General features: G+C 53.0%; 12 protein-coding genes and 1 pseudogene. 9 read left to right on the top strand and 4 right to left on the bottom strand.

Translation table 11 applies throughout. The features are described from left to right. Positions 1-3 precede the first annotated feature (3 nt). A complete protein-coding gene (locus MOP87_RS07710) occupies positions 4-357 on the top strand; it encodes a DUF190 domain-containing protein (RefSeq protein ID WP_028697116.1) in 354 nt (117 codons plus the stop codon). A gap of 2 nt (positions 358-359) precedes the next feature. After that, entirely contained in the window at positions 360-905 is a 546-nt protein-coding gene (gene ppa, locus MOP87_RS07715) for an inorganic diphosphatase (RefSeq protein WP_028697115.1), read from the top strand. Here the strand turns inward: ppa and MOP87_RS07720 are convergent. The 3 genes from MOP87_RS07720 to MOP87_RS07730 all read right to left on the bottom strand — a co-directional run bounded on the left by MOP87_RS07720 (position 864) and on the right by MOP87_RS07730 (position 3,212). Continuing rightward, positions 864-2,486 carry an IS66 family transposase gene (locus MOP87_RS07720; RefSeq protein WP_033737846.1) on the bottom strand — a complete coding sequence of 541 codons (1,623 nt, stop codon included), beginning with the start codon at positions 2,484-2,486 and terminating at the stop codon, positions 864-866. The genes ppa and MOP87_RS07720 overlap by 42 nt on opposite strands. A 61-nt stretch (positions 2,487-2,547) precedes the next feature. Continuing rightward, positions 2,548-2,883 (bottom strand): IS66 family insertion sequence element accessory protein TnpB, encoded by a 336-nt coding sequence (gene tnpB / locus MOP87_RS07725; protein WP_028697114.1) that lies wholly within the window; start codon positions 2,881-2,883, stop codon positions 2,548-2,550. After that, positions 2,880-3,212 (bottom strand): transposase, encoded by a 333-nt coding sequence (locus tag MOP87_RS07730; RefSeq protein ID WP_053870528.1) that lies wholly within the window; start codon positions 3,210-3,212, stop codon positions 2,880-2,882. The genes tnpB and MOP87_RS07730 overlap by 4 nt, the downstream gene beginning before the upstream one ends. A 103-nt stretch (positions 3,213-3,315) precedes the next feature. Here MOP87_RS07730 and MOP87_RS07735 point away from each other — a divergent pair. Next, positions 3,316-3,741, top strand: a pseudogene (locus MOP87_RS07735) (IS3 family transposase); the annotation flags it as partial. Positions 3,742-4,187: 446 nt separating this feature from the next. Here MOP87_RS07735 and MOP87_RS07740 read toward each other — a convergent pair. Next, positions 4,188-4,406: a helix-turn-helix domain-containing protein gene (locus MOP87_RS07740; protein ID WP_242810337.1), complete on the bottom strand. Its 219-nt coding sequence runs from the start codon at positions 4,404-4,406 to the stop codon at positions 4,188-4,190. A gap of 490 nt (positions 4,407-4,896) precedes the next feature. On the opposite strand from MOP87_RS07740, the gene MOP87_RS07745 reads away from it, so the two are divergent. From MOP87_RS07745 to MOP87_RS07770, 6 genes are all read left to right on the top strand, one after another. Continuing rightward, a complete protein-coding gene (locus tag MOP87_RS07745) occupies positions 4,897-6,255 on the top strand; it encodes a DUF4041 domain-containing protein (RefSeq protein WP_242810338.1) in 1,359 nt (452 codons plus the stop codon). 20 nt (positions 6,256-6,275) lie between these two features. After that, positions 6,276-7,451 carry a restriction endonuclease gene (locus MOP87_RS07750; protein ID WP_242810339.1) on the top strand — a complete coding sequence of 392 codons (1,176 nt, stop codon included), beginning with the start codon at positions 6,276-6,278 and terminating at the stop codon, positions 7,449-7,451. A 115-nt stretch (positions 7,452-7,566) separates the two neighbouring features. Next, entirely contained in the window at positions 7,567-8,388 is an 822-nt protein-coding gene (locus MOP87_RS07755) for a hypothetical protein (RefSeq protein ID WP_242810340.1), read from the top strand. A gap of 680 nt (positions 8,389-9,068) precedes the next feature. Further along, positions 9,069-11,882 carry a metallophosphoesterase gene (locus tag MOP87_RS07760; protein WP_242810341.1) on the top strand — a complete coding sequence of 938 codons (2,814 nt, stop codon included), beginning with the start codon at positions 9,069-9,071 and terminating at the stop codon, positions 11,880-11,882. 238 nt (positions 11,883-12,120) lie between these two features. Continuing rightward, positions 12,121-13,737, top strand: coding sequence for a dsDNA nuclease domain-containing protein (locus MOP87_RS07765; RefSeq protein WP_242810342.1), 1,617 nt, complete (start codon positions 12,121-12,123; stop codon positions 13,735-13,737). After that, entirely contained in the window at positions 13,734-15,917 is a 2,184-nt protein-coding gene (locus MOP87_RS07770; protein ID WP_242810343.1) for a DEAD/DEAH box helicase, read from the top strand. Before MOP87_RS07765 ends, MOP87_RS07770 begins: the two co-directional genes overlap by 4 nt. The last annotated feature ends 52 nt before the right edge of the window (positions 15,918-15,969 follow it).

The raw sequence follows: 15,969 nt of genomic DNA on the forward strand, positions 1-15,969 counted from the left end.
GAAATGAAAGGCTATATGGTCGTTTTCTTCACCCAACAAAACCGTCGTTATCAAGGAAAGATGCTCGGCGAATGGATCGTCGACATAGCTAAGGAAATGGGGCTGCGCGGTGCCACGCTATGCACCGGAATCGAAGGTTTTGGACACACTGGAAAACTTCACTCATCGCACTTTTTTGAGCTGGCTGATCAACCTACCGAGATTCGCTTGGCAATGACGGAGGAGGAGTCAGAGTTATTATTCAAGCGACTGGACTGTGAGGAAATTTCGGTGTTTTTCACAAAAACGCCAATCGAGATGGGCACACTTGGAAAAGCGCCTTCCAGCGCAGCCCCGTCTACAACTTCGGAGCTATGAACATGAGCTATACGGACATTTCAGCTGGTAAAGCGATTCCCGATGACTTCTTCACCGTTATTGAGATCCCTGCAAACCACTCGCCGATCAAGTACGAGGTGGACAAGCCAAGCGGACAGATCTTCGTTGACCGCTTCCTCAGCACGCCGATGTTCTACCCGGCCAACTACGGGTTCATTCCAAATACACTGAGCGATGACGGCGATCCTCTCGACGTCCTAGTGATTTGTCCTTACCCGGTATCACCTGGCGTTGTCATTCGTAGTCGCCCGGTTGGTGTGATGTACATGACGGACGAAGCTGGAGCGGATGCCAAGGTGATCGCAGTGCCTCATGAAAAACTCAGCTCTATGTACAGCGACGTTAAGGAGTGCTCAGACCTGCCTGCATTACTCCTCGCGCAGATCCAGCACTTCTTCGAAAACTATAAGGCGTTGGAACCGGGTAAGTGGGTAAAGATGGGGCGATGGGGTAGCGCAGATGAGGCTAGGGAAGAAATCCGCAAGTCAGTAGCTGCCTACGTTCCAAAGAGGCTGATGTCTCACTAGAGAATCTGGACTGTTAGAGTGAACCCACTTATGCGGAAGTAGCTCAGTAATCTCACTCGCCCGCTGTGTTGGCAGGCGGGTGAGCACGTCCTTTAGGTACGCATACGGATCATGTCCATTGAGCCGTGCCGTCTGGATCAAGCTCATAATTGCAGCCGCACGTTTACCGCTGCGCAATGAGCCCGCAAAGAGCCAGTTCTTACGCCCAAGAGCCCATGGTCGGATCTGGTTCTCTGCCCAGTTGTTGTCTATGGGTACAGCTCCGTCATCGAGGTAGCGCGACAGCGCTGTCCAGCGTTTCAGGCTGTAATCGAGTGCTTTGCTGATGGCTGAGCCCTCGGGCACAAGATCGCGCTGGGCAATCATCCAGGCATGCAGCTTTTCCATCACAGGGATGGCTTTTTCTTGCCGTATTCGGCGTCGCGCATCCGGCTCAAGATCGCGGACTTCGCTCTCGATTTCGTACAACAACTGGATATAACGCAGGGCCTGCTCAGCCAGCGTGCTTTTGTTCGTGGCGTGCAGTTCAAAGAACTTACGCCGCGCATGGGCCATGCAGCCGATTTCGGTCACGCCAAGTTCGAAGCTGGCTTTGTAGCCGCCAAAATCATCACAGACCAGTTTGCCTTTCCAGTCTTGCAGAAAATTGCGAGCATGCTCTCCGGCACGGCTGAGACTGAAGTCGTACACCACCGCTGCCGCGTCCGAGAACTGGCTGGTGGCATAGGCCCATACATAGGAACGGTGAGTCTTCTTCGTTCCCGGCATGAGCATCTGCACGGGTGTTTCATCGGCATGAATGACCTGCTGCCCGAGTACCACGTCGCGCAGCGCGTCGACCAGTGGCTGCAACTGTACGCCCGTCACGCCCACCCATTGAGCCAGGGTTGAGCGTGGAATCGCCAGGCCAGCTCGACCGAAGATCGACTCCTGACGGTAAAGCGGCAGATGGTCGGCAAACTTGGCGATCATGACGTGGGCGAGCAGGCCCGAAGTCGGGATGCCCTTATCAATGACTTGCGCCGGAACGGGTGCTTGGATCAGCGTTTCGCAGTCGTCACAAACCCATTTGCCACGCACATGACGTTCAACGGTAAACACACCGGGCGTGTAGTCCAGTTTCTCGCTGAAGTCCTCGCCGATGCGCTTGAGGGCGCAGCCGCATGGGCAGTGGGTATTTTCTGGCTCGTGATGGATCAGTGTGCGTGGAAACTCTGCCGGCAAAGCCCTGCGCTTGGGCGTTTGCTTTTTCTCGGTCGGAGTTATCACGGCCTGCAAGCTCTGAAGCTCAGCTTCAATCGCAGCGATGTCGGTGTCTATCAGATCATCGAGCAGGCTAGCCTGCTCGGGATTCATCTGTTCGCTGCGCTTGGCAAACTTCAGACGTTTGAGCTGGGCGATCTCAAAGGTCAGCTTCTCGATCAGCGTTTTGTCTTGGCCGATCTTCTTGCCCATGAAATCAACGGTCTTACCCATCGTCTCGATTTGTTGGTCGAGTGTCGCGACACGCTGCATCAACTGCCCCGCCAAGGCGCGCAATTGTTCAGGGGGCAAATGATCGAGATCGGGTAGTAAATTCATGGCGCCGATATTGCCCGAGCAGGCCAATCGCGGCGATAGAGCGATAGGCTAATGGCAGCCGTTAAAGGAGTGTGATCGAACCTCCAGCACCTGCGCGCTGCCATGGCAGACCCAACACCAATGCCTGAAGTTGCTGGGTATCCAACTCCATTTCAGCGCCATGGCGAACGCCAGGCCAGTGGAATTTGCCTTGGTTCAGTCGCCGCGCCGCCAGCCACATGCCGAAGCCATCATGCACCAGAACTTTCATGCGATTAGCGCGGCGGTTGGCGAACAGATAAGCACAGTGCGGCTGCGCCGCACCGAACACCGCAATCACCTTGGCCAACGCCGTTTCAGTGCCCGCGCGCATGTCCATAGGCTCGGTGGCGAGCCAGATGGCGTCGATGCGAATCATCGGAGTAGGTCTTGAAGAAAAGTCGAGCAGGTAGCCGCATGTTCAGTGGGCCAGTTTACTTTGATGGTGGCGCGCGGATGCTGGATTTCAACGCAGATGCTAAATCCTGCCGGGTGCAAGTTCGCGCTGGTCAGCGAAACAGGTAATGGAACAAATGCAGGTTGCAGGGCTGTGCTTTTCTGCGCTTGGAGCCGAATCCATTTGTGGACGAGGTTTGCGTTGAGGCTGTGGCTGAGCGCGATGCTGGCAATCGAGGCGCCGGGGTGGGCGCAGTCTTGAATGATTTGGGCTTTGAAAGACTTGGAATAGGTGCGACGTGTTGGCTGCATGAAATACCCGCTTAAAAGGCTAGAACTGGTGTCCACTTAAATTAGGTGGACACCATGGCCTTCGGCGGTAGTGTCGGGAAGGTGTGTTTGCCGGACGGATACGGATCTCTTCTCACGCCAAGTAATTGGTTGGTCAATGAAGCCAAGGATGTGCAGCGACCTTGCTATCGACGCGATGCTGATGGCCGTTTGGCGACGCAAGCCACAGCAGCAAGTGATGATTCACTCAGACCAAGGCAGTCAGTTCAGTAGCTCAGATTGGCAAAGCTTCCTTAAGGCCAACAATGTGGTCAGCAGCATGAGCCGACGGGGAAACTGCCACGACAATGCCGTAGCCGAGAGCTTTTTCCAGCTTTTGAAGCGGGAACGGGTTCGACGAAAGACCTACGCGACACGTGACGAAGCCCGGAGTGATATTTTCGATTACATCGAGATGTTCTATAACCCAAAACGTCGACACAGCAGTGCTATGCAGCTGTCTCCAGTAGAGTATGAGAAACGCTATTTCCTGAGCTTGGAGAGTGTCTAGGAAACCAGGGGCGATTCAGGACGACTACAAAGCTCAGCTCACAAAGCCACAGAAGGGCTGCACTACTGTGACTTGATCCTGACAGCTCAAGAGGCTGAGGATCTGCGCGCGCTCGTCCAAGTACTGCAAGGGACGGGGAGATACCCAGGGCTCAGTGACGTGTTCAGAACGATCCTTGAAGAAACCTGGAGCAGTGACGAACCTTGGCCGACCATCTCATCACCAGCGGCGTCCGGGCGCGATTGAGGTTATGCGACACCCAGCGGGCGACTCGCAGGAATACTGCCTGTGATTCATGATGCTGGAGGGCACATCTGTGTTAGCCGTGCCTACGACGCCAGCGGTATGCACGATTGACGGGCAGCCTGTTCTAGGCCCGGCACATCCCCATCGCGTTCCAATCTCTCAATTTCTGAGCGGACGTCATTGATGAGTTCTGCGGCAGTTCAACCAGACTCTTGGCTCAGGGTAAGGGTCAGCAACGTCAATGAGCTCAGTTCAAGCCGGTGGCTCACCTGCTCAAGTTTGTCCAGCGTTAGGCTTGATCGGGCGCCTTCCAGTTTGGAAAGGAAAGTCCGGCTGGTATCTCCGAAGTCGCGCTGCGAGATTTTTCGCCTGGTGCGAAGCGTCCGCAGCACGATGGCGAATGATGACTTCAGTGACATGTGCAACTCCTCCATATGTGCTCGTCCTCAGTAATGCCACGTAGAGGTCACGGCCTGCCTCAGTCTGAATGTTCCTCTGTTCAGGACAGCGAGGAGGTGTGACGAGCGTTCCCCTGCGTCGACGCACTGTTGATGCATACAGTGTATCTCGCTAAGCTCAGAAGGAGAACATTTGTACTCCATGCGGTGACGAGCACTATGAAGAATTCACACGAGACCCAGGGAGACTGCTTCGCGTTTTTCTCGCGAGAGGAGCTGCTCGAGCACCAGTGCCTGATATGAGCACCACTGGTCACTCGTAAACCTATTCACCCTAGCTGTCTTCATGATGGCTTTATGATTTCACTCCGGTTACGCTCATTCGCAGCAGGGAAGAGTGCATTGAGCTAGTGTCGTGTGGGCTTTGAGCGGCAAATCATCGTAGGGCGTTCCGATACCTACCTCGTGCTTCTCCGGTCTATGCATTCGATTCAAAACGAGGAAGGAACCCATGTCGTTTAGCGACTATCTGAAAGGCCCAGCTCACCGACAGCGAGCGGAGGCTCTAGAAACGCAGCTTGCGGAGCTCCGGGTACAGTATTCGCAGTTGCAAGAGCTCGTCACGAAGATCGGCGCCATGGACGTAGCGAGTATCCAGCAGCTGATTGCGCAAGAGCAATCCAGGCTCTCGGGCATACGCGAGGAGACCCAACGTGCGCAGAGGGAGTTGGCTGCTCTCGCACAGCGCTCGACTGATCTGCAGGGACAGATACTGGTCTGGGAAGAGACGCTGCTCCTTGAAAGCTTTGCCCTCTATGAGCCTAAGTTCAAGCTAACCAGCAGCCAGGAGTACAAGGCTCGACTGGATCACGTCCGTGATCGTCAGAAAATCCTGATCAAGAATGGGCAGGCCGCAACCGGCAACATGCACTGGACGGTCAACAACAGCCAGGCCCAAGGCCGCAAGCTTGTGAACGACATGATCAAGCTGGTGATCCGCTCGTTCAACAACGAGGCCGATGCTTGCGTAGCCAATGTGAAATTCGACAACGTCGAGCTCGGCGAGAAACGAATCCTCAAATCGTACGAAGCCTGCAATCGACTGGGCAAGGTTATGAGCGTAGAGATTTCCGGTATCTACCTGGATCTCAAGCTCGATGAGCTGCACCTTGCTCATGAATTCCAGATCAAGAAGCAAGAAGAAAAGGAAGAGGCAAAACGCGCCCGAGAGGAGCTTCGAGAGCAGCAGAAGCTCGAGCAGGAAATTCGTGCGGCGCGAGAGAAAATTGCCAAGGAGCGGAAGCACTTCACGACTGCTATGCGTGACCTGCAGGCTCGCCTTGAGCAAGTGCAATCTGATGAGGAGCGCTCGGCGCTGTTGGTGAAGCTAGCCGAAGTTGAGGCAGGTCGAGCCGAGCTCGAGAGCGAAGAAAAGCTCATTGATTATCGCGAGCAGAATGCCAAAGCCGGGTATGTGTATGTGATCTCTAATCTCGGCGCATTCGGCGAGGGCATTTACAAGATCGGCATGACTCGTCGCCTTGAGCCTATGGATCGAGTCGACGAGCTGGGTGACGCGTCGGTACCGTTCTGGTTCGACGTGCATGCGATGGTTTTCTCGAACAACGCTCCTGCATTAGAAGCGAAACTCCACGAGCATTTTGCATCTGGTCGGCTCAACAAGGTCAACGGGCGGAAAGAATTCTTCCGAGCCGAGATTGCTGAGATCGAGAAGGTCATTAGAGAAAATTATGATGCTGTCGTCGAGGTCACCCATGAGGCGCCGGCAGAGCAATATCGTGAAAGCCTTCGTATGGCATTGCCGAAACCAGCAATTCAGCAAGCAGAGCGAGTGGCCGCGCGAGGCTAAAGGCACAGGGACGACATACCGTGATCTATCAATGTAATCATTGTCATCGCTCGACCTTTGAGACCCATTGCCCTCAGTGCGGGGCTTCAGAGCCTGCCTCCCAGGCTCAGCTTGTTCAGCAAGGTATGACGCCGCTTGACCCATCCTTCTATCCCGATTTTCAGTACCAGTCGAAGGGATTTCTGAAAGACATCTGGGGCAAGAAGAAGGAGCAGGCTCAGCTCAATGAGCTGCTGAACAGCGTTCTCAGAAAGTACGCAGAGCTGAAGCAGCCGTATTTCACCAACTTCATTCACACCACCCGCGATCCTGTAGGGGGAGGTGGGGATGATGCAGCGGTGCCAGGCGCTCGGATGAATGGCGTTTACTCCGAACGTGAGCTTTTCAGGGAGGTGCTGATTCGCAGGGGCTTTGACGAGCTTGAGCAACTGCCTACCTTGTTGGACAAGTTACTGCTCACGACCGCATTCAACTCTGTGTATGCCGGCTTTTCTCGCGAGGTCACTCGCCACATCCGATCCGACCTGGCCAGCTCGCTGAGGTCGTGGATCGAGGAGGCTGGTACGACCTTCCGGGCTGACCTAGCGTTGTTTTACTACTACCTGTGGGAGAGCGATGCTTCCTTCTCGGGACTGCAATTCAACCCTCAGGCTGCGACCACGACCGGCGTTCCTTTGCTCCCGCTTCAGGCTTTCCAGTTTGGATTGGGCCTGTGCGAAGAAATCTACTTCGACATCCTAGTTGAGCGCTTGGGAAGCCAGCTTGAGCATTTCAACCCGAATCGCTTCATCACCATGTACCTGGTCGATGCGATGGATGGATTCCAGTTTGAGGCGTTCCTGGTCGAGATTTTCCAAACCATCGGATACGACGTAAGAGAGACACAGAAGACTGCTGATCAAGGCGCGGATCTGTTCGTGAGCCGATTCGGCAAGACGATGGTAATCCAGGCCAAGAACTACAGCGGCTCGGTGGGCAACGCTGCTGTGCAGCAAGCGATTTCTGCCAAAGCTTTCTACGGCTGCGATGAAGCGATGGTTGTCACCAACTCCTACTTCACCAAGTCAGCCAAGGAATTGGCAGCTACGGCGGCGGTGCGACTGGTTGATCGCGAAGGTCTCCAGACTTACCTCGACGACTACAACCAAAAGCTCATCGAGGTGTTCCAGGCCGAAGCCGAGGCAGAAGGGGTGTAGGCTGACAGGCCGGCCCTCCGATCCTGCTTCCGAAGTGCTGCGTAGCTGAAGGATGCTACGCTGCAATGCACTGTAAGATTAGGCGTTTAGTTTTCATGGCCGTATGGAGGTGGTTATGTGCAACGCATGGAATCATCCACTGAACTGCACCTGCGGCTGGGGTGGGGATGGGCAGTCGGGGCGTTCGACCTTTTCAAATGTCGTTCCCGCTTCACAAGGTTGGTGGCCACGTGCGCTGACCAGCACATACGACAGCTTCGTCAATCCCAATGCCAGCTGCCCCGTGTGTGGTGCGGCGGTATTCTTTTACCAATCTTCCAGTGGTGGCCGGGTCTTCTTCGACGAACTCGGCCCGCCATGGCCCAAGCACCCGTGTACAGACAACAGCAGTCGCCCCGGTAGACTCCCTTCTATCCCGTGTGTCACCACCGAAGCTTCCAGCTATTCTTGGCAACAAACAGGCTGGAAGCCGTTTTATATGAAGTCGATCATCGGCATCGACAAAGATTTTCTCAAGATCACGGGCATCTGGGGCGACCGGAGCATTTGCCTCTACATCCGACGGCTAGTCGAACACCATCTCCACACTCAGGCATTTTCAGAGAGAAACCTAGCCCAGGTTAAAGCCAACCCCGACACCAGCCATGAGTTCTCAATCCTGTTGCCCAATGCCACGCCGATCACACTTACCGCCTTCCTGCTGTTAGCGGATGCCCGAAACGATCTGACTCAGCGGATCAAGGCGAAAGCAGCCAAAAGGGGCGGCGCTCATACCACCGCTGCGGCTCACTCGAAAAAACGACCGAAAGCCCTCGGCCGTAAACCAAGCCGCCACTCTCAACAGCTCGGCAAAACCACCATGGCCCTAGCTTTCAAGAAGGCGCAAGAGGAGAAGGAAAAAATTAAATCTGCTCATCGAGCCGTTAAGAAGCCTTGAGCTCAGTAGTAGACTCACACGCCGATTAATGATTTACCGTCGAGTGGTATTGAGTCTTCCCCGTTCAAAATTCTTCCCCCGACCATCCCATATACAACGATGCGGTGGAGGCGCTTAAGCAATATTACCAAGCTCAAGCTGCAGTTATCTCCGGTGCCGATCTTTAGCGTCTGCGTCTTATTGCTAAATGTAGTTTTCAAGCCGCTACTGACTATCAACACATAGCGCCGGGAAGCTCGTCAGGGTTAAGCCATTACCGCCGAAGCTGGGTTTTGAGGCCTTCGGTGCTGCGTTTAAAATCCATTATGACCATAATCGCTCGGTCATCAGCTGAAGCTTGTATCTGCGCTGGTGCTATGCGGAAAGATGCCGAGAGCTGTCGCATATCCCCGCAGGGGCTCCAATTTTCATTTAAGGCTAGAGGAGGCTGAACGAATCTGTTTCCTGGCGTGATACCCTCTAGGGATCTGTCCTGGCACGCAATGGTAAACTTGCACGTAGCAGTCTCGGCTCTCATAGATAAACTATTCGATGCAGGCAATTATAGATTTTAAATAGATTCTGGATGCAGTTGTGACGGCAGTTATCTCGCGAGTGAAAATAACAGATGTCAATCGTAGACTTTTCTTTGAATTTGTGGATAATGGCCAAATGATATCTATGCCAAGGAGTATCTTGCGGTGTCGCCTATTGTCAACTGGTTACATTTGTCTGACTTCCATACAGGCAAGGACGGTTATGCAGAGTCTCAGATGTTTACTCGGATATTAAGTCATGCCAGAAAAAAAGTGGCCGATGGATTTAAGCCAGACTTCGTGTTCATCACAGGAGATGTAGCTGATAAAGGTGCCTCTGATCAATACGAAAAATTCTGCGATGAATTTCTGCATCCTCTGCTAGAAATTTTCGGTGGAGACATTCAGGCTAAAACCTTCATGGTGCCTGGAAATCATGATCTCGATCGTAGAGTAAATAAGGCATTTGATCGTATTGAATTTTCCAAGCTGCGCGAGCCCTATTTTGACCCTACGGAAAGCGGGGCTCGGGAGCGGAAAATGCTTGTTGAACGCTTTAGAAATTACATTGATCACGACTTGACGAATAACGCTGCTAACTTTGAAGCGTCGCAGGGTGCTTTTAGTACGAGAGCCTCGGTCAATGGTGTAGATGTCGGTATCGTTGGGGTTAATACTGCCTGGCTTTGTAAGGATGACCAAGATGAAGGCCTCTTAACTCTCGGGAAACCTCTGCTTGAAGCTGCGTTAAGTAATGTCGAGGGCGCTAGCCTGACATTCGTCTTGGGACACCATCCAATATCATGGTTTACGAAAGAACAGCAGCGCCCTATAAAATCTATGCTTGCGCATCAAAATTGCATTTATCTGCATGGTCATTTACATGATGCATGGAGTGAGCCCAGCTATGGAGATGGAGATTTTTTTCTAGCAATTCAGTCTGGTGCTGCATTTCAATCAAGAGAAGGAGATCCATGGCGTAACGGTTTGCTTTGGGGGCGTGCGGATATAGAGGCTGGTACTGTATCGTTGCAATCCTATCATTGGAATACTAATCATCAAAGTTGGGTGCTGAATACCGACCCGTTCTCTGATCTGAATCGTAAAGGGGACTGGTGGGAATATCGTCTCCCTTCGTCTCTGAAGCCGATAGTCGGCGGAAAGCCTACCGTGAGTCATCCCCCGGGAGGATGGGAGATACTCAGAGGAAGTGATCTCGAGCCGCATCTGGCTGCACTTGATTCTGCACAAGCACTCGCTTTTTTTGATGGAGCCGTGCCAGGATGGTCAACAGCGTTGTCCAGGTCTATACCTCGGCGCGAAATTGTGGAGCGGATAGTTTCGCCGTTTAGAGCGAAAAATGAAACTGACACGGCAACGGTTACCCTATTGACTGCGGCCGGATGCGAAGGGAAGACCACCGCGTTACTTCAAGCTGCGTACGAAATTGTTAAGGACAATTCAGAATGGTCAGTACTTCGAAGGAAAAACGACCTTCGGCCATTCAATATCCAAGAGCTGGCTCCACTTCTGGCTGGCAATGGGAAGTGGCTTGTCTTGTTGGATGGTGCTGATCAGTCCGCGCAAGCAGTATTTAACTTTGTTGCGAGTGGTCAGGAATTAGCGCGCGGGAAGGTTTCGTTTTTGCTAGGGAGTAGAGATTCAGATTGGCTGGCGTGCGACGCGGACAAACTTGCTTGGAAATCAGTGTGTAGTTTTAAGCACGAGCTGCTTTTTGGCCTTAGTCTTAACGACGCAACTAAAATTGTTGATGCATGGGCTAATTTTGGCGATGCGGGCCTTGGCGAGTTAGCTAACGTCGACGAGCAAGCACGCGCTGAACGCTTTACTAAGCTAGCTCGTGAAGAAGCTAAGGCAAATTCTGCGGGGGACTCGGGTGCGTTCTTTGGAGCATTGCTTGGTGTGCGGCATGGCTCTGACTTGATTGATCATGCTAGAGTTATGCTAGATAAATTAGGAACTATTGAAATCCCGTCTGGAGGCACATTGAAAGATGCTATGGCATTTATTTCTATAATGCATGCCGAAGGGCAAGACTATCTCTCTATCCCCGTGCTGGCGCGTGTACTGGGCTGTGATGTAGGGAAGTTCCACGCTTCAGTTATTCGCCCACTTGGGCAGGAGGCTGCTGCAACAACGACCTCAACATGCGTTTACACACGACACAAGTACATTGCCCAAGCGATCGTTCAGGTTTTGGAGAATGGATATCTTGAGAATATTGCCGAGCACTTCCAGAGTCTAGTTAAAGCAGCGTTGTCAGCGCACCTGGATGGAGCTTTTATTAAGGGTCTGCACTCTTGGCGATATGATTTGGCTGAGCATTTTCATAAAACCAATAGGCCTTTGCTTGCTATCGATCTTGCGCAGACGGTTTTTGATTTTGAGCCAGAAGAACCGAGGGTTATTACAAACTTGGCGTATCTTCATCGTGTATCCAATGAGCCTCAGGACGCTGTGCGCATTTATCGAGAAGCTAATTTGATAACTGAAAACCGCCCCTTCTACCATGAATGGTCACTGTCAGAGGCGGAATGTCGAAACTTTATCGAGAGTACGATACTGTCAGCCTACACGCTTAGCGATCAATGCGCCTCTAGCAGGCCAACAGTAGACGATGTGAAAGGCTGTATTGCTACAATAGGTAAAGGCTTCAGGCAGCTATATAATGCTTATCTTGATAACTGCTTCAAAGATGCCGAAGAAGCAATCATGTCTCTTAGGTTGATATTCGCACCTGTTAGGCTTAGTGCGGAGCTTAGGCAGTTTAGAGAAAAGGTTGATAAGCGGCGAGCGACCGAGTACGCTCTCGACGAAGCCCTAAATCTTCTCTGCTTAGGACTAAGAGTTGCAATGGACGTCGGGGCTAATTCGGCAGTAGCCGAAGCAGTTTCGCTGAAAGGGAATCTTTCTTTCATAGGCGTCGCGACTTTAGCTCGTAACAAGTCAAAAGCTTAGTGAGTTTGGACTGATATGAAGAGCGGTGGCCGGCCAAATCTCAGCTCCATCGCTCGAATCATCATGTGGGCCCCGTTGAAAAAAGCCCAAGCTAGTGCCGCTTTGCCATCAAGACAACCGGCAAGCTATTTCCATACGGTGAGGTGCAACGCTGCTGCTAGAGGGCTAAATGCCACCATTTGATGGACTAAGGCAGTAGAATCCCCTAGATTCTCTGCAAAATGTCACGGACGTCGAGATGGATTCTAATGATTCGGGTGGTGTAGCCGCCAAGCACGGTTTCCTGTTCCAGGACTGCGTTGCCGCGTTCCATGTCACCCGGATGCTCCGCGACAAGACCATCCGCAGTGTCCGCTGCGAGGTCACGGACGATATCGATATCGTCTCCGACGGCTACGTCGATTTTGTACAGGTCAAAAGTACCGAGAAGACCCGCTGGAACATTTCGGACATTGTCAAAAACGGGAAGGGTGCCGACAAGAAAACCATTCCTAGCAGTTCGATCCTGCACAAGTCGATGCAATGCGAGTCAGACCCAGGCTTGGCACGGCGATACTCGATCGTCACTGAAGACAAGGTCAACAAGACCCTGGAGTATCTGACGATCAAGTCCTCGGCTCGGACGGGCAAGCCTGGCAGGCAAGAGCTGATCGACGACCTCAACGAGCGAACCAGGGACTACCAGACGCCCTCTGGCGTTACCGTCGCTGATTGGGTTGATGCGGCTACCTGGGAGGTGTATCACACCATTCGCGAGCTGGAGCTATTGGGGATAGCCAACATTCGAAGGTCGTCCGAGGATCTGCACGGGGTTACCCTCAGCTCTGAGGCTGCTGCTGAGGATATTTGGTGTTTGATCCTCGATACGGTGACCCGCAAGGGCGAGCGTTCTCGCCGTATCCACAGTGCAGACGACAAGTGCTATGTCAGGTCAGACCTTTTTGAGTGGTTTAACCAACGGGTGGTGGATGACCAGACCAAGGCAGGCCGCAAAATCTACGTCAAACGTAAGTTGCCTCACATCCTCACTCCCTTCAGAGCCCCGATGGCTTCGGTCTGCGACAAGCGTCAAGGACAGGTACTGCACCAAGAATATTTTCTGAGCCAATACCGCTACAAACATATTGTCGAGAACGTGTGCAAATGGCTCGACGAGGTCTTTCTCCGCCCCAGGGAGATTGCCGATATACACAAGCTCACGCTCGTGGAGAAACGCGAGCGGCTGCGTACATCTGTCTTCAAGTCGCTTAACGATGTCCGAGAGTTCCTGGGGCGAGTGCTGCTCCACGCGACCATTCGGCAACATCATGAAAGCCAGCCAATACCCTGCATGCTGCACGTTGAAAACCCTGGGGAAGAGAGAATTCTCGAAAACGTGCACATTGTTCGTCGCGAATCGGAAGGTGATCAGCTTTGGATCGGCTTCAGCGAACTGGTGACCGAAACTGACATCTCTGTGCGGTTGCCGGAACTCCGGAATGAGCTCTATGAGGTCATCGAGGAATGCTTCGATTCGGCGCGTAGCAAAATACTGGACGTCAAGGACGATGAGTATCTACTGCGACATGACATCGATGAAATCCTGGACGGCAGTCGTCCTTTGGACGCACACCTCGATCGCTTCAGGTTCGTACTGTTTGTTGGTTATGACTCCTGCTTGGTAACCGACCCTGAAACCCCAGGGCATGAAGACGAGCTACAGCGGGAAACGGCAGCCTTGTTTGAAGAGTTCGCCGCCGATCTTGTAGAGGGTTCGCCGTTTGGGCAGTTAGGCATCCACATCTTCATTTACCCCGCACCAAGCCTTAAGCAGCTAGCCAGGATGGTCGAAGACAAGGTGAGGGAAGTGGTATGACGCAGGTGTATGAGCAAGCGAAACACAGCCTTCAAAGCAAGGACTTCTCGTCTTTCAAATACTTGGCTGTGATCAACAAGCTGCTGTCCAACCCAGTGTCGTATGACCTGGGACGTGACTTGATCGTCCGAGCTCTCGATGCACGTGAACGCTTCTCTGAACACACCACCTTGCTCAAAAATATGGTGAGAAAGTCCGGGTTGTTCCCTTACCTGAAAAAGGAGTTCTCCGACCTGACATCGGATGAGCTGAGGGTGCTGGATCTGTACCGTACCCCCTTCTCGGACAACTTTGTTTTCCACTCGATGCAGTTCCACATTTTTGATCTGCTCAAAGCAGGGCGCAATGTGGTGCTCAGCGCACCTACCAGCATGGGCAAGAGTGCAATCGTCGACTCGTTGCTGGGCCTGGGTGAGCTGAAGCGGCTTGTCCTGGTGGTGCCGACCGTGGCGCTTGCAGACGAGACACGGCGTCGACTCCAGGTCAGGTTCGGTGAGCGGTACCAGATAATTCACCACAGCTCGCAGGAGTGTCATTCCGACCGGGCTGTGTACGTGCTCACCCAGGAGCGCGTGAACGAGCGAAACGACATCGTCAACATCGATCTGTTCGTAATTGATGAGTTTTACAAGCTGGCGTTCCGGGAGCTCAAGAACGGCACCACGGACTACAAAGACGAGCGCGTCATCGAGCTCAATATCGCGCTGAGTAAACTACTTAAAGTCTCCAAGCAGTTCTACCTCACTGGGCCGTTTATCAACAGCATTCGCGGCCTGGAAAACCTAGGCTACCCACACACCTTCGTCTCCAGTGACTTCAACACTGTAGCACTCGACGTTCACACGTTCGGCATCAAACCCAACGATCAAAAAAGCAAGCTCAAGGCGCTTGGAAAGATCGCCCAACACTGCGACGAAGCGACAATCATCTACTGCAAGTCGCCAACGGTCGCCGGCACCGTGGCGCGTGAATTGATCCGGTATGGCTATGGCACCCCGACCAGCAATCCATATATCGATTGGGTGAGCCAGGAATTCGATCCCGAGTGGGACTACGCCGTGGCATTGAAGAACGGTATCGGCTTGCACTTCGGCGCACTGCCCAGAGCGCTGCAGCAGTACACCGCTGACCAGTTCAACGCTGGCAATCTGCGCTTTCTCATCTGTACCTCGACCATCATCGAAGGCGTAAACACCATTGCCAAGAACGTGGTGATCTACGACAACCGTGACGGCACTCGCAGCATCGACAAATTCACCCACGGCAATATCAAAGGGCGCGCTGGGCGGATGGGTGTGCATTTCGTTGGTACGATTTACTGCCTGGAGGAGATCCCGGAAGACAACCTCAACCAGGAGGTTGAAATTCCGCTTGGTACTCAGGACGTCGAAACGCCGCTTAACCTGCTCGCTAGCGTTCAGCCGGATCACCTTTCTGAGTTTTCTCAGGATCGCTTCGAGGCAGTCTTTGCGAGCGATCGTGTCTCCTTCGACCTTGTGAAAAAACATTCCTACTTCCGCTTCGAGCAGTTCGAAGAGCTGCAGAGTATGGTCGAGATGATGGACGATACGGAATTCGCCACGCTCGTGTTCCACTGGGGCCCGGCAACCAATTTCCTCAAGACATTCGCGAAAATCATCGCCAGGCTGGTGCCTCATACGTTCAGCCGCAACGGCGTCAGCGTCAATCCGCCAGATCTTCTCATCGCCAAGCTGGCTGGCTACGTCAACGCGCCCAGCTATTCGAATTACTTGAAGAGCCAGATTGAATACGCTCGGCAATGGGTGACCGAGGGGACGAAGCGCACACTCTCCGAAGCGCTGAACAACGACCTGAAAATCATCACCAATACCTACGGATTCACCTTGCCCAAGCTTCTCGCGCTTATGGAGGATGTAGTCAAACACCATGCGCTTAAGCGTGGCATCCACAGCAAGGTCGATTACACGCACGTCAGAATGGTCTTTGAAAGCTTCCACCTGCCACCCGGTGTAAATGCTCTGGAGGAAATGGGCATCCCTATTCAGACTCTGCGTCGCCTAGCTGACCTGATGGATTTCCCTGAGAAGGCGGACGTGGATCAGCTTGGCCAATTCATTCGAGACAACCAGCACGCCTGGGTAGAATCCATTGGCTACGTGGATCGGATGTTCATCCAGCGCGCGCTGCGTATTGGATGACCTCAGCTCAGCATGCATCGCTATCCAACCGCAATATTGCAGCAGGATCTAA

This window comes from Pseudomonas sp. I3-I5 (assembly GCF_022699445.1).
In the GTDB taxonomy this organism is placed as follows: domain Bacteria; phylum Pseudomonadota; class Gammaproteobacteria; order Pseudomonadales; family Pseudomonadaceae; genus Aquipseudomonas; species Aquipseudomonas fulva.

Bases quoted from the DNA above. Each gene is read 5' to 3' on its own strand.
- MOP87_RS07745 (WP_242810338.1), top strand. From the start codon at position 4,897: ATGTCGTTTAGCGACTATCTGAAAGGCCCAGCTCACCGACAGCGAGCG.
- MOP87_RS07740 (WP_242810337.1), bottom strand. From the start codon at position 4,406: ATGTCACTGAAGTCATCATTCGCCATCGTGCTGCGGACGCTTCGCACC.
- MOP87_RS07755 (WP_242810340.1), top strand. From the start codon at position 7,567: ATGTGCAACGCATGGAATCATCCACTGAACTGCACCTGCGGCTGGGGT.
- MOP87_RS07730 (WP_053870528.1), bottom strand. From the start codon at position 3,212: ATGCAGCCAACACGTCGCACCTATTCCAAGTCTTTCAAAGCCCAAATC.
- tnpB (WP_028697114.1), bottom strand. From the start codon at position 2,883: ATGATTCGCATCGACGCCATCTGGCTCGCCACCGAGCCTATGGACATG.
- MOP87_RS07765 (WP_242810342.1), top strand. From the start codon at position 12,121: ATGGATTCTAATGATTCGGGTGGTGTAGCCGCCAAGCACGGTTTCCTG.
- MOP87_RS07720 (WP_033737846.1), bottom strand. From the start codon at position 2,486: ATGAATTTACTACCCGATCTCGATCATTTGCCCCCTGAACAATTGCGC.
- MOP87_RS07710 (WP_028697116.1), top strand. From the start codon at position 4: ATGAAAGGCTATATGGTCGTTTTCTTCACCCAACAAAACCGTCGTTAT.
- ppa (WP_028697115.1), top strand. From the start codon at position 360: ATGAGCTATACGGACATTTCAGCTGGTAAAGCGATTCCCGATGACTTC.
- MOP87_RS07770 (WP_242810343.1), top strand. From the start codon at position 13,734: ATGACGCAGGTGTATGAGCAAGCGAAACACAGCCTTCAAAGCAAGGAC.